This is a genomic window from Amycolatopsis tucumanensis, assembly GCF_021654135.1.
Classification (GTDB): domain Bacteria; phylum Actinomycetota; class Actinomycetes; order Mycobacteriales; family Pseudonocardiaceae; genus Amycolatopsis_E; species Amycolatopsis_E tucumanensis.
Window position 1 is genome coordinate 136,141 of the sequence record NZ_JAKGSD010000009.1, and the last position, 22,856, is coordinate 158,996.

Sequence of the window (22,856 nt, forward strand, 5' to 3'; positions counted from 1 at the left end):
CACCCCCGAGGGGTTACCGATCGCTTACGCCAGCGCGGCCCGGAGCCGGTCCTCCTCGACCTTCCAGTAGCCGTGCTCGGCGCCGTCGACCAGGATCACCGGCACCCGGTCGCCGTACTCGGCCTGCCACTCCGGGTCGCTGTCGACGTCCTCGGCGCGCCACGGCACGCCCAGCTCGGCGCAGATCCGCTCGACGTCCCGCTCCGCCTGGACGCACGACGAGCAGCCCTGGCGGGTCATCACGGTCACTTCGTGGGCCATGGGGAAATCATCCCCGCAGCTGGACCCGGCGCAGCTTCCCGGTCGCCGAATGCGGCAGCCGCTCGGCGAACTCGACCGTGTGCGGCACCTTGTACCTGGCCAGCCGCTCCGCGCAGTGCTCGACGACCTGCTGCTCGGACAGCGACGCACCGGGCGCGGGCACCACGACCGCCTTGACCGCCTCGCCGCTGCGCTCGTCGAGCACCCCCACCACGGCCGCCTCGGCGACCCCAGGCAGACCGGCGATGACCTCTTCGACCTCGTGCGGGTACACGTTGAAGCCGTTCACGATGATCAGGTCGTTGGCGCGGTCCACCAGGTGCAGGTCGCCGTCGCTGTCCAGGAACCCGACGTCGCCGGTGCGGAACCAGCCGTCCGCGTCCGGCCCGTGCGCCCCGTCCGGCCAGTAGCCGGAGAACAGGTTGGCGCCGCGGATCGCGACCAGGCCGGTGCCGTCGCCGTCCTCCTCGAACACGTCCTCCGGGTCGTCCGGGTCGAGCGGCACCGGCTCGCCGGAGCCGTCCGGCCCGACCAGCCGGACCTCGACGCCGGGCAGCGGCCGGCCCGTCGAGCCGGGCTTCGGGTAGCCGGTGACCAGCGTCGACGTCACCACCGGCGCGGTCTCGGTGAGCCCGTAGCCCTCGAAGACGCCCAGCCCGGTCTTCTCCCGGATCGCGGCGAGGACCTTCGGGTGCAGCGGCGCCGCGCCCGAGGTGAGCAGGCGGACCGTGCCGAGGCCTGCGGCCAGCTCGTCCGGCTCCAGCTGGGCCAGCTCGGCGTACATCGCGGGGACCCCGCCGATCACGGTGACGCGGTGGTCCGCGCACGCCTGCAGCGCCTGCCGCGCGTCGAACCGCTCGGCCAGCACCGCCGTCGCGCCCACCGCGGTGCTCAGCAGCAGGCCGGGGCCGAGGCCGTAGACGTGGAACAGCGGGATGGCGATCAGCACCCGGTCCGGGTGCCCGACCGGCGCCGGGTCGATCCGGCCCAGCTGTTCGAGGTTGGCCAGCAGCGCGCGGTGCGACAGCATCACGCCGCGCGGCGGCCCGGTGGTGCCCGAGGTGTAGGACAGCACGGCGATGTCCTCACCGCCGCCGCGGACGGGGAAATTCGCACCGGGACCGATTTCCGGCCGCAGCACCGGCGCGTCGTCCGTCCCGTCGTCGGGGTTCCGGCTGATCACCAGGCGCGCGCCGCTGTGGGCGAGCACGGTGTCCAGCTCGGGGCGCGGGGCCAGCGGCGAGACCGGCACCGCGATCGCACCGCACCGGGTGACGCCGAAGAGGGTGACGGCGAAGTCCGCCGAGGTGGGCAGCCGCAGCGCGACCCGGTCGCCGGCACCCACGCCCCGGTCCGCAAGGCGTTGCGCGAGCCCCCCGGCGGCCGCGTCCAGCTGCGACCAGGTCAGGCTGACGCCGGCGGCGGTGTCGATCACCGCGACGGCGTCCGGCCACTGCTCCGCGGCGCCGGTGAGCAGGTCGGCGATGTTGCCGGTTTTCATGGGGTCAGTGTGGCACCAGCTCACCCGTCATGGGGAAGCTCGGCGATCGTCGCTCTTCCGAGACCCCCGCCACTACCTACTTCCGGGTAACTACCCGTATGCTGCTTCTCGCGTCGTAGTGGTGATGATCACTCGGGTCGGACGAAGGAGTCGCCGTGACGAACTGGCTTGCCGCCCGCCCAGCGGGTCTGCACGTCGGCACGGTCACCCGCGTGCACGAGGTGCCGGACGAGCAGGCGGGGCCGTGGGCCCTGGTCCGCGCTGCCCAGCAGGGTGACACCGCCGCCTTCGGCGCGCTCTACGACCAGTACGTCGACGTCGTCTACCGCTACGTGTACTTCCGCCTCAGCGACCGCGAGCTCGCCGAGGACATCACGAGCGAGACGTTCCTGCGGGCGCTGCGGCGCATCTCGTCGGTCAGCTACCAGGGCCGCGACGTGGGCGCCTGGTTCGTCACCATCGCCCGCAACATCGTGCTCGACCACCTCAAGTCCAGCCGGTACAAGCTCGAGGTGGTCACCGACGAGGTGGCCGACTCGGGCACCGCGCCGTTCGCCGCGCCCTCGGGCGCGGAACCGGGCCCGGAGCAGCAGGCGGTCACCAGCGCGACGCGCGACGCGCTGCTGTCCGCGATCGCCGGGCTGGGCGAGGACCAGCGGGAATGCATCGTCCTGCGGTTCATCCAGGGCCTGTCGCTGGCCGAAACGGCGCAGATCATGAAGCGCAACGAGGGCGCCATCAAGGCGTTGCAGCACCGCGCGGTGCGCAAGCTCGCCCAGCTCCTCCCGGACGGGTGGCGCTGAACGCGTAACAACCGGACGGTTTGCGTCGTTGCAGCAGGTGTGGACGAGCACCGGTGGACGGCGCGCGAGCTGGAAGTCATCTCCGGTCTCCGCGGGCTCGGTCGCGCCGTCGAACCGGACGACGACACCAAGGCACGGATCCGCGCCGAGATCTCGCGGAAGCTGGATGCGGAACCCAGCAGGCGGCGCCGCGCGCTGTCGACCGTCCTCGCCGCCGCGGCCGCGCTGATCGTCTTCGTCGGCGGGGTCGGCCTGCTGCTCTCCCGCGGCTCGCTGCCCGGTGACCCGCTCTACGGCATGAAGCTGGCGAGCGAGGACGCCGAACTGCAGCTCACCTTCGACGAAGCCGCGCGCGGGTCCAAGCACCTGCAGTTCGCGTCGAACCGGCTGGACGAACTCGCCGCGATGCCGTCGGCTGACACCGGCGCTTTTCTGACAACGTTGTCGGCATTCGCCGCGGAGGCGACGGCCGGGACGGCGCAGCTCACGGTGCTCGGTGTGCAGGGCGACACGCCCCGGCTGGACCAGCTGCGGACATGGGCGAGCGAGCAGGCGGGCAAGCTCGCCGCCCTCGACGTGCCGGACGGCGCCCGCAACGGGTTCACGCAGGCCGGAACGCTGCTCAACCGTATCGACGCGCGGGCGGCGGCGCTGGCCGGGCGGCTGTCCTGCTACCGCATCACCACCGGCGAGGCGGACGACCTCGGCGCGGTCCCGGCCACCGGCGAGTGCGCCGTGCCGCCGGACGCGCTGCTCGGGATCCCGTCGGGCGCGCCGCTGCCGCCGGTGAGCACGGTGTCCCCGCCGCCGGTGGACGTCGCCACGACGCCCACCGCGCCGGGCAGCAGCGCCCCGGTCGTGCCCACCGCGACCGGCCCGGTGCCCCCGTCGAGCAGCGGATGGACGCCGACGGTCCTGCCGCCACCGATCAGCGCGCCGACCAGCACCCGGCTCCCCACCCCGACGACCACGACGCCACCGCCGCTGATCTCGATCCCACCGCTGATCCCCGGCCTGCCGGGGCTCGGCATCGGCTAGTGCAGGACCTTCAACCCCACGACCCCGGCCACGATCAGCCCCAGGCACACCAGCCGGGCCACGGTGGCCGGTTCGCCCAGCGCGACCATGCCGTAGACGGCGGTGCCGATCGCGCCGATGCCCACCCACACGGCGTACCCGGTGCCGATGGGGATCGACCGCATCGCGTAGGAGAGCCCGGCCATGCTGGCGACCAGCGCGACGACGAACAACACACTGGGCCCCACCCTGGTGAAGCCGCGCGCCGCGTTCAGCGCCGCGGCCCAGACGGTTTCCAGGATCCCGGACACGATGAGCACGATCCACGCCACGACGAGACACCTCCGAACGAAAGCCGACGTCCTCCCACGTCGTCTTGTCCTGCCGGGTACGACGTCTCGTCCGGGGTGGCGCGCCACCGCCGCCGACGTTACCCCGGCCCGCGTCGCTGGGCGCGGAACACCACGAACAGCAGCCGCAGCCCCAGCAACGCGCTGACCACCAGCAGGTTGTAGCCGAACAGCTGGTTCAGCGTCAGCTCCGGCAGCACCCGCGGCCCGCCGGTGCTCGCGAGCAGCAGCACCGCCATCAGGCCGGTCGCGGCGCCGGTCAGGGCCAGCAGCACCTCGTGCAGCATGCCGAAGACCACCGCGCGGTCCCGTTCGTCGGCGAAGGTGCGGACGTTCACCGTCAGCCGGCCCTGCTCCAGCGCCGACGTCAGCCGATCCACGCGGCGGGGCAGCCGTCGCAGCACCGGCAGCAGCGCGAGCAGCTCGTCGGTCGCCGCGCCGCGCAGGGACCCCGGCTGCAGCCGCTCCCCCACCAGGGACCCGGCGAACTTCCGGGACTCGCCGAGGATGTCGAACCCCGGCGACAGCAGCCCGAGCGTGCCCTCCACCGTCGCCAGCGCGCGGAACACCGCCGCGATGGCGGGCGGGATCGACAGCCGGAACTCGGCGATGATCCGGAACAGGTCGGTGAACATGTCCACGTCCGGCGACCGCCCGTGCGACAGGTGCTTGGCCATCAACGCGCCCAGCGCCCGCTCCAGGCGCTGCTCGTCGATCTCGTCCGGCCGGTCCACGATCTCCAAGAGCCCGTCCCGCAGCCCCTCCGGATCGCCGCGGTCGACGGCGGCGAACAGGTTCGCCAGCCCGCCGCGCAGTGACGAGTCGAGCCGGCCCACCGAACCGAAGTCGAGGAGCCCGAGGTTGCCGTCGGCGAGGAGCAGGACGTTGCCCGGGTGCGGGTCGGCGTGGAAGACGCCGTGCAGCAGGACCTGCCGCAGCAGCGAGTCGAGCAGGCCGCGGGCCAGCACCGCGCGCCGCTCGGCCGGGACGTCGCCGATGCCCTCCCGCACCGGCACGCCGTCCAGCCGCCGCATGACCAGCACACGTTCGCCGGACAGCTTGGCGTGCACGGCGGGCAGCGCGAGCCCCGTGCCGTTCTCCGCGGCGGCGACCGCGGTGAGGTTGCGGGCCTCGACCCGGAAGTCCAGCTCCTCGGTGAGCGCGGCGCGGAACCCCTCGGCGAGGTCGAGGACGCCCAGCGACCGGGCCCAGGCCGCGCGCAGCTGCAACGAGCGCGCGACGCGGAAGACGATGTCCAGGTCGCGCTCCACGATCCGGTCGATGCCCGGCCGCCGCACCTTGACGACCACGTCCTCGCCGCTGTGCAGCCGGGCCCGGTACACCTGCGCGATCGACGCGGCGCCGAGCGGTTCGGGGTCGAACTCGGCGAACACCTCGGCGGTCGGGCGGCCCAGCTCGGCCTCCAGCTCGCGCTCGATGTCGGCGAACGGGGCGGGCGCGACGCGGTCCTGCAGCAGGCTCAGCTCGTCGACGAACACCTGCGGCAACACGTCCGGCCGCGTCGACAGGACCTGGCCGAGCTTGACGAACGTCGCGCCGCCGTCCTCCAGCGCGCGCCGCAGCGAGCGGGCCAGGGTGGCGTGCCTGCCGGAGTCGGTGACGCGACGGCCGGTCAGGTACGGCCCGATGCCGTGCTTCACCGCGATCCGCATGATCTGCGAGTACCGGCGGGTCCGGGCGAACCGCGCGCGCAGCGACCGGAGACGGCCGAGCAGCCCGAGCCCGCCGCCGCTGGGGACCGCCATCTCGGCGAGGAACAGGAAGATCAGCGTCGCCAGGAACGCGCACCCGGCGAGCGGGATGAGGAAGCCCAGGTAGACGGGGTCGGAGTCGCGGGTGAGGGGCGCGATCCGGACGGCGAGGCCCCCGGCGACGGCCCACCCGGCGGCCGCGCCGAGCAACGCCCGCAACGCCCCGATCCGCACCCCGAGCACGCGGCGCGAAGCGACCACGAGCGGCCACAGCATCAGGACGTAGACGGGCACGCTGAGCAGCCCCAGCAGCACGGTCGACATGACGATTCCCCCGGGGTCGCAGTCACTGCCCCGAATCGAAGCACATCGGCGCCAGGCGCGGAGGGATCGCCTGATCCGGATCCGTGACGTGCTCGCTACGCTGACCCCAGGGACGAGCGCAGGAGGCGGTGTGCGTGTGGCGCAGCAGGGGTGACGGCCCGGAACGCGAGCGGCTCGCCGAGATGGCCGGCGAGGCGTCGGCCGACGCCGCCGTGGCCATGGAGTCCCAGCTCGACGTGCCGCCCGCCCCGCCGGACCTGACCGCGGCCGCGTTCTTCGACGTCGACAACACGATGATGATGGGCGCGTCGATCTTCCACTTCGCCCGCGGTCTGGCCGCGCGCAAGTACTTCACGACCTCCGACCTGGCCGGGTTCGCGTGGCAGCAGATCAAGTTCCGGGTCGGCGGGCGCGAGTCGCACAGCGGCGTGCAGTCCAGCCGTGAGCAGGCGCTGTCGTTCGTCGCGGGCAAGACGGTCGCCGAGATGAACCAGGTCGGCGAAGAGATCTACGACGAGCTGATGGCCGACAAGATCTGGTCGGGCACGCGCGCGCTGGCCGAGATGCACCTCAACGCGGGCCAGCGGGTGTGGCTGGTGACGGCGACGCCGGTCGAACTCGCGGCGATCATCTCCCGGCGGCTCGGGCTGACCGGCGCGCTCGGCACGGTCGCGGAGCACGTGGACGGCGTCTACACCGGGCGGTTGGTCGGGGACCTGCTGCACGGCCGGGCGAAGGCGCACGCGGTGCGGGCGCTGGCCGCGCGGGAGGGCCTGAACCTGCGGCGTTGCACGGCGTACTCGGACTCGTCGAATGACATCCCGATGCTGTCGGTGTGCGGCACGGCGGTGGCGGTCAACCCGGACGCCGGCCTGCGCGAGGTGGCACGCGCCCGCGGCTGGGAAATCCGCGACTTCCGGACCGGCCGGAAGGCCGCGAAGATCGGGGTGCCGTCGGTGCTGGGGGCGGGCGCACTGGCCGGCGCGGTGGCGGCCGGGATGGCCTACCGCCGCCGCTGACCCCAGCCCGCGCGCGACCCCCGCGGCACCCCCGCCCCGCGCCGTGTTTGCCCCTCCGGGCGCCGTGTTTGCCGCCCCGGACACCGGGTTGGCCGCCCCGGACACCGGGTTGGCCACTCCGGCCCCGGATCGGCGGTTCCCGGCGGCGAGTCGTTCCCTGCTGGGGCGTGTTGGCCATCCCGGGCAACGTGTTGGCCGATCCGGGCAGCGTGTCGGCGCCCGAAGTGAAAACGGCCGCGCAGGCGGGCGGCCGCTGACGCCGCACGCCCCAACCGGGCGCGGCGAACCTACGGCCGCCGTTGCGGTCGCCGGTTCCGCGTCGACTCACCGGCTGGGATGCCGGTGACCAGGTTCGCCACCTTCAGCACGGTGCCCACCACCCGGCCCACCGTGTACCCGATCCGCTTGATCAACCCCATGCCACCAGGATGGCACGGAGCCGCTCAGTCCTTGAACGCGCTCCGCCGGTGCGCCAGCCTCCGGTACAGCGTCGTCTGGATCGACTCGCGCACCTGGTCGGTCAGCGAGAACACCAGCATCGGGTCGTCGAGGTCCTCCTCGGCGAAACCGTCGGTCCGGATGGGCTCCCCGAACTCGATGTGCCACTTCGTCGGCAGCGGGATCGCGCCCAGCGGCCCGAGCAGCGGGAAGAACGGCGTCACCGGGAAGTACGGCAGCCCGAGCAGGCGGGCCAGCGGCTTCAGGTCGCCGATCTTCGGGTAGATCTCCTCCGCCCCGACGATCGAGCACGGGATGATCGGCACCCGCGTCCGCAGCGCCGCCGACACGAACCCGCCGCGCCCGAACCGCTGCAGCCGGTACCGCGCCGAGAACGGCTTGCCGATGCCCTTGTAACCCTCCGGCCACACCCCGACCAGCTCGCCCGAGCACAGCAGCCGCTCGGCGTCGGCCGTGCACGCCAGCGTCTGCCCGGTCTTGCGGGCCAGCGCCCCGAGCAGCGGCGTCTGGAACACCAGGTCCGCGCCGAGCATGCGCAGGTGCCGGTGCCCCGGCGTCTCGTCGTGCACGGCGACCGCCGTCATCACCGCGTCCAGCGGCACCGTGCCGGAGTGGTTGCACACGATGAGCGCGCCGCCGTCGGCGGGCAGGTTCTCGGCGCCGTGGGTGGTCACCCGGAAGTACTTCTCGTACAGCAGCCGCAACGGCGGCAGCAGCAGGTTGTCGGTCAGCTCCGGGTCGAACCCGAACTCGTCGACTTCGTAGTCGCCGGTCAGCCGGTGCCGCAGGAACCCGAGGAACCTGCTCAGTGCGTCCGGTTCCGGTGCGGGCGGCTCCTCCGGCGCGCTCCTCGTCGGGAACGCCACGACGGGCGCGTCGGCGGGGGTTTCCCCGGCGCGCGCCTCGACGTCCGCCGGCTTCTCTCGTCCGGGTGCGTGCAGGGGGATGACCTGGGCTTGCGCGCTGGTCGTCACTTCTCTTGCCCCGCTTTCCTCTCTTCGGTCATCGGACTGCCGCCAGCACCTTGCCGGCCGCTCCGGCCAGCTGCTCACCGTCCAGCACGGGCCGCAGACCGCGCCCGGTGACGTAGTCGTCGAAGGCCGCCTCGGTGGACCACCGCGGCCGGTAGCCGAACACCTCGGTCAGCCGCGTCGTGTCGACGACCCGCCCGTAGTTCAGCAAGCGCACCTGGTCCGGCGAGAAGTCGACCCTCGCGCCACGCAGCATCTTGGCCACCGTGCCCACCATGGTTCGCGGCACCGGCAGCTCGACCCGGCCCGCGCGCCGGATCGCTTGAGACAGTGTGAGTGCCCCGTCGCCGCCGGCGTTGAACACGCCCGGTTTGTCTTCCAGTGTCGCCTTTTCCAGGATCGCCAGCGCGTCCGACGAATGGAGCAACTGCAGGCGCGCGTCGTAGCCGAGCACGGTCGGCACGACCGGGAGCGCGAAGTAGCGGGCCAGCACGGTGTCGACGTCCGGCCCGATGACGTTGGTGAAGCGCGTGGTGGTGATGGTGAGGTCGGGCCTGCGGCGGGCCAGGCCGCGCACGTAGCCCTCCATCTCGACGGCGTCCTTGGCGTAGCCACTGGACGAGGTCGGGATTAGCTCGGAGTCCTCGGTGAAGACGGCCGGGGAGCGGGGCCCGGCGCCGTAGACGGCGGCGGTGGACTTCACGACGAGCTTGCGCACCCGGGGCGCGCGCTGGCAGGCGGCGAGCAGGCGCATCGTGCCGATGACGTTGACTTCCTTGATCGCCGTGCGGCGGGCCGGGCCTGCCGGGTGCACGGTGGTCGAGCAGTGCACGACCGTGTCGACGCCCGCGGAGTCGATGACCTTGGCGATCAGCGGGTTGCGGATGTCGGCCCGGACGAACTCGGCGTGGCCGAGGCGCTGCAGGACCTTGCGGGGCGGTGGCGCGGTGTCGACGCCGATGACCCGCTCCAGGTCCGGGTTGTTGCCAAGCCGTACCAGCAGCCTGCCTCCGAGTTCGCCGCCGACCCCGGTGACCAGCACGACGTTGGACGCCATGAAACCCCCTGACAAGGGTGTGGGATGTGGTGTTCGCGGCAGTGGCCGATGCTACCCCGGACCCGGGCCGGAGTCAGGAGGCCTAACACGCTATTAACCCAGGTCAGGGACTTTGGTCACTGATCGCCGGAAAAAGCGCACGGCCCGCCCAGGATCTGGACGGGCCGCGTGAAGAGGCGTTCGCGCAGGATTTACTTGCCCTGCTTGCGGCGCTGCATCCGCGTCCGGCGCAGCAGCTTGCGGTGCTTCTTCTTGGACATGCGCTTGCGGCGCTTCTTGATCACCGAGCCCACAGGTGCTCCTTCACGTTTCGTCTGCTTCACACGCTGCCCAGCGCAACGTCCAAAGAGTTGAAGCGCTACAGGCACGAGCGGCCTTTAAGGTTACCGGGCGGGCCCGCGCACCAGCGCGGGCCCCCGGCCTAATGGATGAATCGAGGGCAGCTTGCTCAGCGGTGCGGGTAGCGGAACCTGAGGCGGCCCCTCGCTGTGGGATCGCCTCCTCATGAACGCCAGTTCACCACGTCGGCGCTGTCCTCGCGAGGAACCACCTCAGAACCCGCGGCGGTGCCAGTTGCCCGGGTGCAAGAGCAACGGCTCCGCCGCGTCCCGGTCTAGCCCACATCGAAGTAGGCGCTCTCCAGGTATTCGTGGACTGCCTTCTCGGGCACCCGGAACGACTTGCCGACGCGAACGGCCGGTAGCTCGCCCGAGTGCACGAGCCGGTAGACGGTCATCTTGGAGACCCGCATCAGCGAGGCCACCTCGGCGACCGTCAGGAACTGGACCTGCCCGACGGCGGGCACGTCCTTGTTGTTCGACGGCATACGTCACCGTGCCCTTCGACACGTGCCGTGCCGCTCGGCTTCCCCACCGGGCGGTACCGACACGCACGTGCTTCACCCTTGAGGGTAGCGGGACACCTGGGGCCAATGCGACGCCCGGCCGGTACTTTCCCGCGAAAGAGCCCACTCGGCGGAGCCCGTTCGGCCTAGTCAGACGCGGTGCGCGCGGGTTTATTCGTGGGCTTTGCCGAGTTCGACGGACCGGTCCCGGGCCGCCTCGATGGCCGCCAGCAGCGCGGCCCGCACGCCGTGCTTCTCCAGTTCGCGGATCGCGTTGATCGTGGTGCCCGCGGGGGACGTGACGGCCTCCCGCAGGATCACCGGGTGCTCGTCGGTCTCGGCGAGCATCTTCGCGGCGCCCACGGCCGACTGGATGATCAGCTTCTCCGCCACCGCGCGGGGCAGGCCGAGCAGGATGCCGGCGTCGATCATGGCCTCGACCAGGAAGAAGAAGTACGCGGGCCCGGACCCGGACAGCGCGGTGACCGCGTCCTGCTGCGCCTCGGGCACCTCGACGACCTGACCGACCGTCGCGAGCATCTCCTTGACCAGCGCGACGTGCTCGGGCGTGGCGTGCTTGCCGGGCGACACGGCGCTCATCGCCTCGCCGACGACCATCGGCGTGTTCGGCATGACCCGCACGACCGGCACGCCGTCCGGCAGCCGACGCTCGTAGAGGCTGGTGGGCAGGCCCGCGCAGAGCGACACGACCAGCGAGCCCGGCCCGACCAGCGGCGCCAGCTCGGCCAGCACGGGCTCGATGTCCTGCGGCTTGACGGCGACGACGAGCACGTCGGCACGCTTGGCCGCCTCGGCGACCTCCACCCCGGCGATGCCGTAGCGCTCGGTCAGCTCGGCGGCGCGTTCCGGGTGGCGTTCGGTGAACAGCAGCTCCTCGGCACTGCGACCGCCCTGCAGCAGGCCGGCCAGCAGCGCCTCACCGATCTTCCCCGCCCCGAGAACCGCGATAACCGTCATGGCACCAGCGTGCCAAATCGTGCTCGGCCCACCGGTGCCAGGGTGAGCACGACGCCTGGCCCGGCCGGCGCGACCACCCCGCCGCCGTCCGGGGCGGACAACGCCGGCCCACCGGCGAGCCCGCTCAGGGGCCGGCTCCAGGATGAGCGCGACCGCCTCCACGAGCGGCGCGACCACCCGGGCAACCGTGCTGGGGTGGCGCAGCGGCGGGCCCCAGGGCAAGGCCGGCCCAGCATCGAGGAACAGCCCTCGCCCTCAGGTGAGGCATCACAACGACAACGGCGCCGCCCAGCGCGCACGACGCCGACTCCCCGGCGAGCCCGCTCAGGGGGCCGGTGCCAGGGCCAGCTGCCGCGCCTGGCAGACCAGCCGTCCGGCCGAGTCGATGACCGTCGCGTCCGAGTCGAACCACGCCTCCTGCACCGTGCGGCAGTCGACCTGCACGCGGAGCCACCCGGGCGCGGGCCGGGCGCGCACGAGCGCCGTCAGCTGGGCCGTCGGCGCCCACCCCATCCGCCCGAGGTTGAACACCACCGGCGGGTTGATGTCGCCCGCGAGCAGCGCGAAGTACGTGTCCGGCACCGAGTAACGCGGCTTCACCCACAGCCGCAGCCGCGGGTCGCCGTTGCGGCCCGCCAGGTACCCGGCGGTCGCCGGGTCGATCCGCACGTCGCAGCCCTTCGCCAGGTTGAACACGCCCTCCGACGTCTCCCCGGCCAGGTGGATCGCCCGCGGCGGCGGCTCGACCGGCATCTGCGGCAGGTCCGCCCAGTCCGCCCGGCGCACCGGCAACCGCCCGGTGGTGACCGTCGCTTCGACGCAGCTGCGTCCCCGCTGCTCCAGCCGCACCGCGACGACGGTCGCCCGGCGGCCGACCTTCCGGATGTCGGTCCGCAGCAGCGCCGGGCCGATCGCGGGCGGCCGGAGGAACTCGGCGCTCACGGCCAGCGGATCGGTCGAGGGCTCGCCGCGTTCGGACAGCACCGCCAGCGCCGCGCGGGCCATCAACGCGATCAGGAATCCCCCGTGCGGGTGGGTGCCGATCGACCACTCGTGCCGCAGGTCGGCCGTCAACGTGCCGTCGCCCAGCGACCGGACCGCGCACGCGGCCTCGAAGGACGCGGGCTCCGGAACCTCTGCCGCGCTCACGAACGGCTTACCAGCGCGCGCAGGAAGAACGACAGGTTCGCGGGGCGCTCGGCCAGCCGCCGCATCAGGTAGGGGTACCAGTGCTCCCCGAACGGCACGTAGACGCGCACCGTCTCCCCCTCACCGGCAAGGCGCCTCTGCTCGTCGGGGCGGACCCCGTAGAGCATCTGGTACTCGTAGCTGCCCTGCTTGCGGCCGTACCAGCGGGCGCGCTCGGCCAGGATGGCGATCAACCGTGGGTCGTGCGTGGCGAACATGGGGTAACCGTCACCGGCCAGCAGCGAGTTCGCACAACGGACATAACCGAGGTCGACCTCGTGCGCCCGCGTGAACGCCACCTCCTCCGGCTCGGCGTAGGCCCCCTTGCACAACCGGATCCGCGAGTCCGCCACCGCCAGCGCACGCACGTCGTCCTCGGTGCGACGCAGGTAGGCCTGCAGCACGCCGCCCACCCACGGCCAGGTGCGGCGCAGCTCGGCCAGCACGCGCAGCGTCGCGTCCGTCGTGGTGTGGTCCTCCATGTCGAGCGTCACGGTGGTGCCGCACTGCTCGGCCGCCGCGCATACCCGGTAGGCGTTGTCCAGCGCGAGCCGCTCGTCCAGCCGCAGGCCCAGCGCGGACAGCTTGACGCTCACCTCGACCCGCGCCGCCAGGCCCTCGGCGTAGAGCCGGTCCAGCAGCGCCAGGTAGGTCTGGACCGTCCGCTCCGCCTGCCCGGTCTCGGTGACGTCCTCGCCGAGGTAGTCCAGCGTCACCCACAGGCCGTCGTCCACGAGCCGGGCGACGTGCGTCACCGCGTCCGCGATCGTGTTCCCTGCGACGAACCGCTCCACCACTCCCGACGTTCCCGGGGTTGTCGCCACGAGGTGGCGGACCACCTCGCTTCCGGCGGCGGCGAGGATCAGCGAGCGCAGCGGGTTCACAGCGGAAACTTTACGTGTTCATCTATCGGAAGCCCATGATCCGCGCCGCCCCCGAACGGGAGAAGTTGATCTTGTAACGAGCCTCACTGGCCCAGGTGGAACCGCGCGAACAGCAGCGCTTCGGCAAGATCGCGGGCGCGGTCCGCGGCGCTCACCGTGCGCCGCGTGTTGACCTCGAGAACCACCTGACCGGTGAACGACGCCGCGACCAGCTTCTCCAGCAGCTCCGCGCACGGCTGGTTCCCACGGCCCGGGACGAGGTGCTCGTCCTTCGGGACACCTGTCCCGTCCGCGAGGTGCACGTGCGTCAGGCCGCGGCCCATCCGCTCGGCCAGCTCCATCGCGTCCATCCCCGCCGCGGCGCTGTGCGACAGGTCGAGCGTGTAGTGGCGATACCCGACTTCCGTAGGGTCGATCGACGGCCGGAACGCGGACACCCGGGCATCCTTGCGGCCACCCGGCGGCCGGACCTTGAACATGTTCTCGACCGCGATCTCGACCCCGGTCTCGTCCTCCAGCTCGGCCACCAGGTCGGCGAACATGTCGCCGTAGCGGCGCTGCCACCGGAACGGCGGGTGCACCACGACGGTGCGCGCATCCAGCTCGATGGCCGCCTCGACGCTGCGCCGCAGCCGCACCGCCGGGTCCGGCGACCAGACCCGCTGCGTGATCAGCAGCGACGGCGAGTGCACGGACAGCACCGGCACCCCGGTCTGCCGCGACAGCCGCCGCAACGCCCCGACGTCCTGGCTGAGCGGGTCGACCCAGACCATCACCTCGACCCCGTCGTAACCCAGCCGCTGGGCCAGCTCGAAACCGGCGCCGGCCCGCAACGGCCAGACCGACGCGGTGGACATCCCGATCGGTACCGGCACGCTCGCGCTACCTCGACAAGAGCAACAACGCCGCGGGCGAGACGGTCACCACGAGACCGACCAGCACCGCGAGCACCGTGGTCTGGATGTCGTCCGCGCGGCGGATGCGCCGCACGATCCACACCAGCCCGACGATCACGACCAGCGCGGCGATCAGCGCGGCGGCCGGGATCTGGCCCCACAGCCAGTTGAAGCCCAGCCACACGGCCGCGCCGCCGACCACGCCACCGGCCAGCTGGCCGGCCATCGACAGCCACTGCTTGGCCGGCGAGGGCTCCGGCTCCCGCTTCTTCGCGCGGGCGGGCTCGTCGGCGTCCGCCGCGGGCTCGTCGTCGTAGTCGTAGGGCTGCTCGGCGGCCTCCTCGGCGGGGCCGAAGTCGCCGAACTCGTCGACGTCGTCGTCATCGTCGGCGAACGGGTCGTGGAACCCGGTGGCCTCGAGCGCCTCGCCGGGGTCGTCCTGCGGCGGACGGCCGGGCGCGAACGGGGCGTGGAACCCGGTGGGCTCGTCGGCGTCCGGCGCGTCCCGCACCGGCGGCATCAGGCCGACCTCGGTCTCCTCCTCCGCCGGGGTCTCGTCCCGGCCGCGGCGCCAGCGCTGCAGCCCCGCGGGCGGCGCGGACAGCCCGGCGGGCGGCGCGTCCGGGGCGGGCTCCTCGGCCGGCTTGACCTCGCCGACCGGCTCGAACTGCTCCGTGCTCGGGTCCGGCGGCGGGGTGACCCGCGCCGGGGCGCGGCGCGGACGGCGCGGCGGCGGGAACGTGCCGGTGGCGCGGCCCCCGGCAGGCGGCGCGTCCGGGTCGACCGGGGCGTCGAGACCGTCCAGGCGGGCGGCCAGCCCGGTGCTGGTCTCCTCGCCCGGCGGACGGCGGCGCAGCGGCGGCGGCACGGCCTCCGCGGGCGGCACGGGCAGCGCGCCGGACTCCTGCGGGGGCAGCGGCAACGCCCCCGACTCCTGGGGCGGGCGGCGCACGAAACCGGAGTCCTGCGGGTGCGGTCGCCGCAGCGGCATCGAGTCCTGCGGCGGGGGCGGCAGCGCGCCGGTGTTCGGGCGCGCGAACCCGCCCGAGTCCTGCTGACCGCGGCGCGGCGGGGCGCCTGGGGGCTCCGGGGTGACCGGCCGCGGCAGGGCGGCCGAGCTCTGCTGACCAGGCGGAACGGGCGGACCAGGCGGAACGGGCTGACCGGGGGCGGGCGGCTCGGGCGTCACCGGCCGCGGCAGGGCCGCGGAGCTCTGTTGTCCGGGCGGCACGGGCTGCCCGGGGTTCTCCGGCAGGACCGGTCGCGGCATCGCCGCGGAACTCTGCTGGCCGGGCGGGACGGGCGGCGCGGGCGGACCGGCGTGACCAGGCGGAACCTGCTGACCGGGCGGCGCAGGCGGGCCCTGTTCGGGACGGCGGAACCCGCCCGAGTCCTGACGGCCGGGCGAGTCGGGCATGGCGCGACGGCCGCCGTTGCGCCCTGGCTGAGCACCGTTGGGCGCCGCGCCGTTGGCGCGGACCCGGTCGATGATCGCCTGCGGGCCGGTCTCCGTCGGGTCCTGGGCGCGGCGGGGGCCCTCGTTCTCCTCCGGCGCATCGTCGTCGGCCGCACGCCGGCGGCGCCGCCTGCCCTCGATGTTGCCGCCGTGCAGGGCGAGCAACTCGGCGACGGTCTTCTGCGAGCGATCTTCTCGGCTCTCTCGGCTCATCGTGTCATCCCAAACAGCGCGTAGGGCCACAAGACGCGGGCTCGTGTACCGCACACGCCCACCACCGCCTTACGCATCCTTCCGCCTTTCACCGTGCCTGATCGAGCTCACCGAGGTCCAGCCGGTTGCTGTCACCGGTGGTTCTGCCGCGGCGAACAGTCGCCTCGTCACCGTTGGAGTGATCAAGTCGCCGCAGGATGACGCCCTCTCGCAGCGCCCAGGGACAGATCTCCAGTTCTTCCAGCGACAGCGCCCGCATCGCGGCCTGCGCCACCAGCGCCCCACCGGCCAGCTGGTGTGCGCGGCTCGCGCTGACCCCTTCCAGTTCGGCGAGGTCGGCCGCCTCCATCCGGGAGATGAACGCGATGAGCTGCCGCAGTGCGGTCTGGGACAGGGTACGGCGTACCCGCGGACCGGCTGCGGAGGGAGCCGCCCCGGTCAGCCTGGCCAGGGACCGGAAGGTCTTCGAGGTGGCCACCACGCGGTCCGGCACACCGAGCTTGGCGACCCGCTTCGCCAGCGGCGCCAGCTGGTCCTCCAGCCACGCCGACGTCGAGACCAGCTCGGACCGGGTCGGCGGGTCGTGGGCGAACCGGGTGCGGGTGATGCGGCCCGCGCCGAGCGGCAGCGACTCCGCGAGCGCCGGCTCCTCGTCGATCCCCATCGCGACTTCCAGCGAACCGCCCCCGATGTCGAGCACCAGCAACTGACCGGCCGACCAGCCGAACCACCGGCGCACCGCGAGGAAAGTCAACCGCGCTTCGTCAACACCGGACAGCACGTTCAGCTCGACACCGGTCTCGTCCGCGACCTTCCGCAGCACGTCGGAGCTGTTGTCGGCCTCGCGCACCGCCGAGGTGGCGAACGCCATCAGCTCCTCGCACCCGAGCTTGGCCGCGGAGACCTTCGCGTTCTCGATGGCCTCGACCAGCGCCTGCGCGCCCTGCTTGGAGAGGTGGTTGTTCTTGGTGATCTGCTCGGCCAGCCGCAGCACGGTCTTCTCGGAGTGCATCGGCGTCGGGTGGGCGCCACGGTGCGCGTCCACCACGAGCAGGTGGACGGTGTTGGAACCGACGTCGAGGACCCCTAGGCGCACAAAGCCCTACGGTACCGGTCCGCACCGTGTGCGGCCGCAAAGTGCCGGATAGGCCACCTCTGCTTGTCAGGACTCGAACTTGTACCCCAGGCCGCGGACGGTGACCAGGTGCCGCGGCGAGCCCGGGTCCGGCTCGATCTTCGACCGCAGGCGCTTGACGTGGACGTCCAGCGTCTTGGTGTCGCCGACGTAGTCCGCGCCCCACACCCGGTCGATCAGCTGACCGCGGGTGAGCACCCGGCCGACGTTGCGCAGCAGGTACTCGAGCAGGTCGAACTCCTTGAGCGGCAGCGACACCTCGCCGCCGTCGACGGTGACCACGTGCCGTTCCACGTCCATCCGCACCGGGCCGGCGGCGAGCACCAGCGGCGCCAGCTCGCCCTCGCCACCGGTCTCGCCGCCGCGGCGGAGCACCGCGCGGATGCGGGCGATCAGCTCGCGTGCCGAGTACGGCTTGGTCACGTAGTCGTCCGCGCCCAGCTCCAGGCCCACGACCTTGTCGATCTCGCTGTCCCGCGCGGTCACCATGATCACCGGCACCGCCGAGCGCTGCCGCAGCTGCTTGCACACGTCGGTGCCGCTCATGCCGGGCAGCATCAGGTCGAGCAGGACGATGTCGGCGCCGTTGCGGTCGAACTCGTCCAGGGCCTGCTGGCCGTTGGTGGCGACCGCGGCCGTGAACCCCTCCTTGCGCAACAGGAAGGCCAACGGGTCGGCGAAGGACTCCTCGTCCTCGACGATGAGCACTCTCGTCACTACTTTCCTCCCTGGTTCCGGCCGTCCTTGGCGGCGGTCACGACGAGCCGCGACAGCTGCGCGGGGGTCTGGTCGTCCGGGGCCGCGGGGGTTCCGTCCCCGTTGCGCCCGGACTGGTGCATCGGGATCCGCAGCGTGAACGTCGATCCCGTGCCCGGCATGCTCCACAGCTTGACCTCGCCGCCGTGGTTGGCGGCGACGTGCTTGACGATGGCCAGCCCGAGGCCGGTGCCACCGGTGGCGCGCGAGCGCGCCTTGTCCGCGCGGTAGAAGCGTTCGAAGACGCGCTGCTGGTCCTCCTCGGCGATGCCGATGCCGCGGTCGGTGACCGCGATCTCGACCATGCCGCCGGACAGGCGCCTGCTGATCGACACCGGGCTGCCCTGCGGCGAGTAGTTCACGGCGTTGTCGAGCAGGTTCGACAACGCCGTGACCAGCAGCGTCCGGTCGCCCTCGACGAGCAGGCCGCTCGGCTCGTCGGTGGTGATCTCGATTTCGCGGGACTCCGCGGACAGGCGGGTGCGGCCCAGCGCCTCCCGCACGACGGCGTCCACCTCGACCACGTTCAGGTCGGGCAGCCGCTCGGCGCCCTGCAGCCGGGACAGCGCGATGAGCTCGCTCACGAGCGTGCCCAGCCGGGTCGACTCGTGCAGGATCTTGCCGCCGAAGCGGCGCACCTCCTCCACGTCGTCCGCCGCGTCCAGCACCGCCTCCGCGAGCAGCGCGATCGCGCCGACCGGGGTCTTCAGCTCGTGGCTGACGTTCGCGACGAAGTCCCGCCGGACGGCCTCCAGCCGGGCGGCCTCGGAGTGGTCGACCGCCTCGACGACGGTGAACCCCTCGCCGAGCGGGCGGATCTCGGCGACCACGGCCTCCGGCTGGCGGCCGCGGGCCTCCAGCGGCGACAGGTCGATCTCCATCGGGTCGCCGGTCTCCTCGACCTGCTCGGCCGCGACCCGCGCGCGCGGGTCGGCGCGATTGGCCTGGACCAGTCCGAGCGCCTCGGCGCGGCGGTTGAACAGCACCAGGTCGCCGAAGCGGTTCAGCACCAGGATCCCGTTGTTGGACGAGCGCACCAGCCTGAGCAGCAGTTCGGCGACGGTGGGGCCGGACGGCCGCCGCTGGGCCCGCCTGCGCTTGAGCCGCGGAACGAGGAGACCGGCGATCAGGCCGACCAGCAGACAGCCGACGGCCAGCAGGACCGCACCGGGCGCACTCACGGGTGAATCGTAAGCATGGAGGTGGCCGTTTGGCCTAGTACTGGCTGCCTTCTCGTGATGGCTGTGACACCTTCACAACGCGTGTTCGCAACCGGTTCAACCTGCGTTTACTCACCTCGACCCGGCTCGTGACCATTCACCCCGTCGAGCCGCGCGAGTTCCTCTTCGGACAGCCGCAGCGACGCCGCCGCGATGTTCTCCTCCAGGTGCCCGACGCTGCCGGTGCCCGGGATGGCGAGCACGTTGGGTCCCTGGTGGAGGGTCCAGGCGAGGCGGACCTGCGCCGGGCTGACGCCGTGGTCCCGCGCGACCGCGGTGACGGTCTCGTCCTCCGCGCCGCTGGCGATGGCGAAGAACGGGACGAACGCGACCTTCTGGTCGGCGCACAGGCGGACGAAGTCGTCGTCCTCACGCCGGGCGGTGAGGCCGTACTGGTTCTGCACGCACACCACCGGCGCGATGGCCTGGGCCTCGGCGAGGTGCTCCGGGCCGACGTTGGAGATGCCCAGGTGCCGGATCAGGCCCTCCTGCCGGAGTTCGGCGAGCGCGCCGAACCGGTCGGCGAGCGAGCCGGCGCCGCGGTCCAGGGTGCTGCCGATGCGCAGGTTGACGACGTCGAGGTGGTCCCGGCCGAGCTGCCGGATGTTCTCCTCCACCTGCAGCCGCAGCTGCTCCGGGGTCGCCTCCGGCAGGAACGAGCCGTCGGGCCCGCGGCCGGGGCCGACCTTGGTGGTGATCACCAGGTCGTCCGGGTAGGGGTTGAGCGCGGTGCTGATCAGCTCGTTGGCCGAGCGCAGCGGGGAGAAGTAGAAGGCGGCGGTGTCGATGTGGTTGACGCCCAGTTCGACGGCCCGGCGCAGGACGGCGATGGCCTGGTCGCGGTCGAGCTTCCCGCCGCCGGAGATGGCCAGCCGCATGGCGCCGTAGCCCATGCGGTTCACGGTGAGGTCGCCGAGCTGCCAGGTGCCTGCCGCGCCGGCGTTGATCGTTTCGGTCATGGCTCCAGGTTGGTCCGGCGCTCGCGGACGCGCCGCCGCTTGGCAACTTGCTGCCACACTGGTTGTCATGGACGTGCTGGTGCGGGGTGAGGCCGAGTTGTTCGCGCGGACGGCCCACCTGTTCGCGTCGGCCCAGGAGATCTTCTGCGCCGCGAACGACCTGCACACGTGGGCGGCGGCGCACCAGGTGCCGCACAGCAGGCAGCAGGACATGACCGGCCGGACCGTGCGGAAGCTGTACCGCCCGGCGTCGCTACTGCAGCCGGGCGGGGTGGCGCACCTGCGCGAGCGGGAGCGGCTGGGCGCGAAGATCCGGATCACGCTGGACGAGATCAACGAGACGATCGTGCTGGACCGGAAGGTGGCGATCCTGGCAGGCGACGCGGCGAGCGGCGAGCGCGGCTACACGGTCGTCACCAGCCCCGACGTGATCGGCAGCGTGACGAGCCTGTTCAACGCGGCCTGGCGGGCGGGCACTGAGCTGGCGATCTACGAGACGGAGTTCGCCGAGGTCAGGGCGCTGGCGCCGCGGATACTCGACGAGCTCGCCGCGGGCAGCAAGGACGAGACGGCCGCGCGGGCGCTGGGCCTGAGCGTGCGCACCTACCGGAGGCGGGTGGCGGAGCTGATGGACGCGCTGGGCGCGACGTCCCGTTTCCAGGCCGGGGTGCGGGCCCGGCAGCTAGGACTGGTCTAGCGCGTCGAGGTGGGTCCGCAGCGCCGACAGCGCCTCGGCGGGCGACCACAGGTCCGGGTGCAGGACCCCGTTCAGGCTCAGGCCGTCGATCAGCGCCGTGAGCCGCCGCACCTCGGTGTCCGGATCGTCGAGGTCCAGCGCGGCGAGGACGCGCCCGACCAGCGCCCGCGTCCCGGACGCCGCCTCGCGTGCCAGGTCCGCCAGCCGCTCGTCGGTGCGTGAGGCGACGGCGAACTCGAGGAACACGGTCACCTCGGCCCGCCGGACGTCGTCGAGCGGCAGCAGTTCGGCCAGCAGTTCGGTGCGCGCCGCCCGGCGCTCGGCCGGGGACAGCCCGCCGACGTCGCCGAGGGCTTCGACCTTCTCGGTCAGCCGGGCGGACACCCGGTCGATGACGGTCCGCATCGCGAAGCGCATCAGCTCGGCCTGGCCGTCGAAGTAGTGCCGGACGGAGCCGACGTTCAGGCCGGCTTCGGCCGCCACCGTCCGCAGCGACACCCGGTGCAGCCCCTCGCGCACGGCCAGCCGGAACAGCGCGTCGGCCACTTCCGCCCGCCTGCTCTCCGGGTCCACGATCTTCGGCACCTGGCCTTTGTATCACAGGTGTGCTAACTTCTATTTATCACAGTTGGGATATAAAGGAGGGGTGGCTGTGGAAACCGTGCTCACCGTGCTACTGGTCCGGTTCGCGTTGATCGCGGCCGTGGTCGTGGCGCTCGCGCTCGTCGTCCTCGCGGTCGTGCTCGTGCTGCACCGGCGCGGCAAGGGCGATCAGGCACGCCGGGTGGCGCGAACGGCGGCCGAGTTCGCCCAGCGCCGGATCGGGCGCTGAACGCGAAAACGCCGGCTCCTCCAGGGGAGCCGGCGTTTCGGCGGACTGGCGTCAGCGGCCCTGGTTGGCGACCGCGGCGGCGGCCTCGGCCGCGGCCTCCGGGTCGAGGTAGGTGCCGCCCGGGTTGACCGGCTTCAGGTTCTCGTCCAGGTCGTAGCGCAGCGGGATCCCGGTCGGGATGTTCAGGCCCGCGATAGCGTCGTCGGAAATGCCGTCCAGGTGCTTGACCAGGGCGCGCAGCGAGTTGCCGTGCGCGGCGACCAGCACCGTCTTGCCCGCGCGCAGGTCCGGCACGATCGCCGAGTCCCAGTACGGCAGCAGCCGCGCGACGACGTCCTTCAGGCACTCCGTCAGCGGCGCCTCCGGGCCGTAGCGGACGTCGGTGTCCTGGCTGAACTCGCTGCCGCGCTCGATCGGCGGCGGCGGCACGTCGTAGGAGCGGCGCCAGAGCATGAACTGCTCCTCGCCGAACTCGTCCCGGACCTGCTTCTTGTTCTTGCCCTGGAGCGCGCCGTAGTGCCGCTCGTTGAGGCGCCAGTCGCGGCGCACCGGGATCCAGTGCCGGTCGGCGACGTCGAGCGCGATGTTGGCGGTCGAGATCGCGCGGCGCAGCAGCGACGTGTGGACGACGTCGGGCAGCAGCCCGCTCTCCGCGAGCAGCTCGCCGCCCTTGCGGGCCTCCTGCTGCCCGAGCTCGGACAGGGGCACGTCGACCCAGCCGGTGAACAGGTTCTCGGCGTTCCAGGTGCTCTGCCCGTGGCGGAGCAGCACCAGCGTCCCAAGTTCGGCCATACCCGCTAGCCTGCCAGAACACGGCGAGCGACCGGATGACGCCCGGCGCTTTCTACACACAGTGTGTTACCACTCGGTAGAGGTTCGCCCGACCACTCCTTGACCGGTTGAACACCGGCCATGAAAGTGACACTTGCTGCATACCGTTAACACAGACAGTGAGAATCACTCGAACGGAGTAACCAGTAGTCTTGTGATTACTGGTGGACATCTGACAAGTTGGCTTACGTCCCGCTCGGCTGGAATTCCACGCACTCCCCAGCCGGACGCGGGGTACGACCGCAGCCTGTCTCCCCCCTGCCGGGCTGCGGCCCCGCCGGCCCCGTTGGCACTCCCCCTCGCCACCGGGTCCAGATGCGGCGGGAGCGTTCGCGGGGCGGCTTGAGTTCGCGACTCCCCCTCCCTCAAGCCGCTCCGCCCGCTCCTCCTGTTCGCTCGCTGCGCTCGCTCCCGGAGCGGGCGTTCGCCATCATGTTGGGGGGCGACCCCCCAAACCCCCACGGTGCGAGCTTCTTGCGTTGGCGGGCGCTGG

25 protein-coding genes and 1 riboswitch are annotated in these 22,856 nt (G+C 72.4%); of the genes, 5 read left to right on the forward strand and 20 right to left on the reverse strand.

Annotated features, from left to right (window positions below; translation table 11 throughout):
* Window positions 1-24: 24 nt before the first annotated feature.
* Complete coding sequence (locus tag L2C96_RS12380; RefSeq protein ID WP_020417380.1) at window positions 25-261, reverse strand: glutaredoxin family protein; 237 nt, start codon at window positions 259-261, stop codon at window positions 25-27.
* A gap of 7 nt (window positions 262-268) precedes the next feature.
* On the reverse strand, window positions 269-1,762 hold the full coding sequence (locus tag L2C96_RS12385; protein ID WP_237336237.1) for an AMP-binding protein: 1,494 nt from the start codon (window positions 1,760-1,762) through the stop codon (window positions 269-271).
* 212 nt (window positions 1,763-1,974) lie between these two features.
* Here L2C96_RS12385 and L2C96_RS12390 point away from each other — a divergent pair, with 212 nt between their 5' ends.
* Complete coding sequence (locus L2C96_RS12390) at window positions 1,975-2,565, forward strand: sigma-70 family RNA polymerase sigma factor (RefSeq protein ID WP_237336279.1); 591 nt, start codon at window positions 1,975-1,977, stop codon at window positions 2,563-2,565.
* 39 nt (window positions 2,566-2,604) lie between these two features.
* On the forward strand, window positions 2,605-3,603 hold the full coding sequence (locus L2C96_RS12395; protein WP_237336238.1) for a DUF5667 domain-containing protein: 999 nt from the start codon (window positions 2,605-2,607) through the stop codon (window positions 3,601-3,603).
* Here the strand turns inward: L2C96_RS12395 and L2C96_RS12400 are convergent.
* Both L2C96_RS12400 and L2C96_RS12405 read right to left on the reverse strand, forming a co-directional pair.
* Window positions 3,600-3,914 carry a DMT family transporter gene (locus L2C96_RS12400; RefSeq protein WP_237336239.1) on the reverse strand — a complete coding sequence of 105 codons (315 nt, stop codon included), beginning with the start codon at window positions 3,912-3,914 and terminating at the stop codon, window positions 3,600-3,602. The two genes, L2C96_RS12395 and L2C96_RS12400, sit on opposite strands and share 4 nt — an antisense overlap.
* Window positions 3,915-3,947: 33 nt before the next feature.
* Window positions 3,948-4,007: riboswitch (guanidine-III (ykkC-III) riboswitch) on the reverse strand.
* 5 nt (window positions 4,008-4,012) lie between these two features.
* The gene (locus L2C96_RS12405; protein WP_237336240.1) at window positions 4,013-5,968 is read right to left on the reverse strand and encodes an ABC1 kinase family protein; all 1,956 of its coding nucleotides are present in this window, start codon (window positions 5,966-5,968) and stop codon (window positions 4,013-4,015) included.
* A gap of 182 nt (window positions 5,969-6,150) precedes the next feature.
* Here L2C96_RS12405 and L2C96_RS12410 point away from each other — a divergent pair, with 182 nt between their 5' ends.
* Window positions 6,151-6,987: an HAD family hydrolase gene (locus L2C96_RS12410; RefSeq protein ID WP_223843283.1), complete on the forward strand. Its 837-nt coding sequence runs from the start codon at window positions 6,151-6,153 to the stop codon at window positions 6,985-6,987.
* Window positions 6,988-7,274: 287 nt separating this feature from the next.
* Here the strand turns inward: L2C96_RS12410 and L2C96_RS44440 are convergent, their stop codons facing one another.
* The 14 genes from L2C96_RS44440 to L2C96_RS12475 all read right to left on the reverse strand — a co-directional run bounded on the left by L2C96_RS44440 (window position 7,275) and on the right by L2C96_RS12475 (window position 20,003).
* Window positions 7,275-7,406, reverse strand: coding sequence for a hypothetical protein (locus L2C96_RS44440; RefSeq protein WP_020417374.1), 132 nt, complete (start codon window positions 7,404-7,406; stop codon window positions 7,275-7,277).
* A gap of 24 nt (window positions 7,407-7,430) precedes the next feature.
* A complete protein-coding gene (locus L2C96_RS12415; RefSeq protein WP_237336241.1) occupies window positions 7,431-8,420 on the reverse strand; it encodes a lysophospholipid acyltransferase family protein in 990 nt (329 codons plus the stop codon).
* Window positions 8,421-8,448: 28 nt separating this feature from the next.
* Entirely contained in the window at window positions 8,449-9,474 is a 1,026-nt protein-coding gene (locus tag L2C96_RS12420) for an NAD-dependent epimerase/dehydratase family protein (protein WP_237336242.1), read from the reverse strand.
* Window positions 9,475-9,665: 191 nt separating this feature from the next.
* Window positions 9,666-9,767 carry a 30S ribosomal protein bS22 gene (locus L2C96_RS12425; protein ID WP_017986394.1) on the reverse strand — a complete coding sequence of 34 codons (102 nt, stop codon included), beginning with the start codon at window positions 9,765-9,767 and terminating at the stop codon, window positions 9,666-9,668.
* 320 nt (window positions 9,768-10,087) lie between these two features.
* Entirely contained in the window at window positions 10,088-10,300 is a 213-nt protein-coding gene (locus L2C96_RS12430) for a helix-turn-helix domain-containing protein (RefSeq protein ID WP_017986393.1), read from the reverse strand.
* Window positions 10,301-10,489: 189 nt separating this feature from the next.
* Complete coding sequence (proC, locus tag L2C96_RS12435; protein WP_017986392.1) at window positions 10,490-11,296, reverse strand: pyrroline-5-carboxylate reductase; 807 nt, start codon at window positions 11,294-11,296, stop codon at window positions 10,490-10,492.
* A gap of 324 nt (window positions 11,297-11,620) precedes the next feature.
* Window positions 11,621-12,445 (reverse strand): thioesterase family protein, encoded by an 825-nt coding sequence (locus L2C96_RS12440; protein WP_020417370.1) that lies wholly within the window; start codon window positions 12,443-12,445, stop codon window positions 11,621-11,623.
* Window positions 12,442-13,368, reverse strand: a complete 927-nt coding sequence (locus tag L2C96_RS12445) for a proline dehydrogenase family protein (protein WP_020417369.1) — start codon at window positions 13,366-13,368, stop codon at window positions 12,442-12,444. The genes L2C96_RS12440 and L2C96_RS12445 overlap by 4 nt, the downstream gene beginning before the upstream one ends.
* A gap of 83 nt (window positions 13,369-13,451) precedes the next feature.
* On the reverse strand, window positions 13,452-14,225 hold the full coding sequence (locus L2C96_RS12450) for a sugar phosphate isomerase/epimerase family protein (protein WP_237336280.1): 774 nt from the start codon (window positions 14,223-14,225) through the stop codon (window positions 13,452-13,454).
* A gap of 25 nt (window positions 14,226-14,250) precedes the next feature.
* On the reverse strand, window positions 14,251-15,933 hold the full coding sequence (locus L2C96_RS12455; RefSeq protein WP_237336243.1) for an Rv0497 family membrane protein: 1,683 nt from the start codon (window positions 15,931-15,933) through the stop codon (window positions 14,251-14,253).
* A gap of 88 nt (window positions 15,934-16,021) precedes the next feature.
* Window positions 16,022-17,029, reverse strand: coding sequence for a Ppx/GppA family phosphatase (locus L2C96_RS12460; protein ID WP_020419583.1), 1,008 nt, complete (start codon window positions 17,027-17,029; stop codon window positions 16,022-16,024).
* 66 nt (window positions 17,030-17,095) lie between these two features.
* Window positions 17,096-17,785: a response regulator gene (locus L2C96_RS12465; protein WP_027936104.1), complete on the reverse strand. Its 690-nt coding sequence runs from the start codon at window positions 17,783-17,785 to the stop codon at window positions 17,096-17,098.
* The gene (locus L2C96_RS12470; RefSeq protein ID WP_020419581.1) at window positions 17,785-19,005 is read right to left on the reverse strand and encodes a sensor histidine kinase; all 1,221 of its coding nucleotides are present in this window, start codon (window positions 19,003-19,005) and stop codon (window positions 17,785-17,787) included. The genes L2C96_RS12465 and L2C96_RS12470 overlap by 1 nt, the downstream gene beginning before the upstream one ends.
* A 107-nt stretch (window positions 19,006-19,112) precedes the next feature.
* A complete protein-coding gene (locus tag L2C96_RS12475; RefSeq protein WP_237336244.1) occupies window positions 19,113-20,003 on the reverse strand; it encodes an oxidoreductase in 891 nt (296 codons plus the stop codon).
* 67 nt (window positions 20,004-20,070) lie between these two features.
* Between L2C96_RS12475 and L2C96_RS12480 the strand changes: the two genes are divergently transcribed.
* Window positions 20,071-20,700, forward strand: a complete 630-nt coding sequence (locus L2C96_RS12480; RefSeq protein ID WP_237336245.1) for a helix-turn-helix transcriptional regulator — start codon at window positions 20,071-20,073, stop codon at window positions 20,698-20,700.
* Here the strand turns inward: L2C96_RS12480 and L2C96_RS12485 are convergent.
* Window positions 20,686-21,285, reverse strand: a complete 600-nt coding sequence (locus L2C96_RS12485; RefSeq protein ID WP_237336246.1) for a TetR/AcrR family transcriptional regulator — start codon at window positions 21,283-21,285, stop codon at window positions 20,686-20,688. The two genes, L2C96_RS12480 and L2C96_RS12485, sit on opposite strands and share 15 nt — an antisense overlap.
* Before the next feature lie 61 nt (window positions 21,286-21,346).
* Here L2C96_RS12485 and L2C96_RS12490 point away from each other — a divergent pair, with 61 nt between their 5' ends.
* Window positions 21,347-21,532 carry a hypothetical protein gene (locus L2C96_RS12490; RefSeq protein WP_237336247.1) on the forward strand — a complete coding sequence of 62 codons (186 nt, stop codon included), beginning with the start codon at window positions 21,347-21,349 and terminating at the stop codon, window positions 21,530-21,532.
* A gap of 51 nt (window positions 21,533-21,583) precedes the next feature.
* On the opposite strand, the gene L2C96_RS12495 is transcribed toward L2C96_RS12490, so the two are convergent.
* Window positions 21,584-22,324 (reverse strand): phosphoglyceromutase, encoded by a 741-nt coding sequence (locus L2C96_RS12495; protein WP_237336248.1) that lies wholly within the window; start codon window positions 22,322-22,324, stop codon window positions 21,584-21,586.
* Window positions 22,325-22,856: the final 532 nt, after the last annotated feature.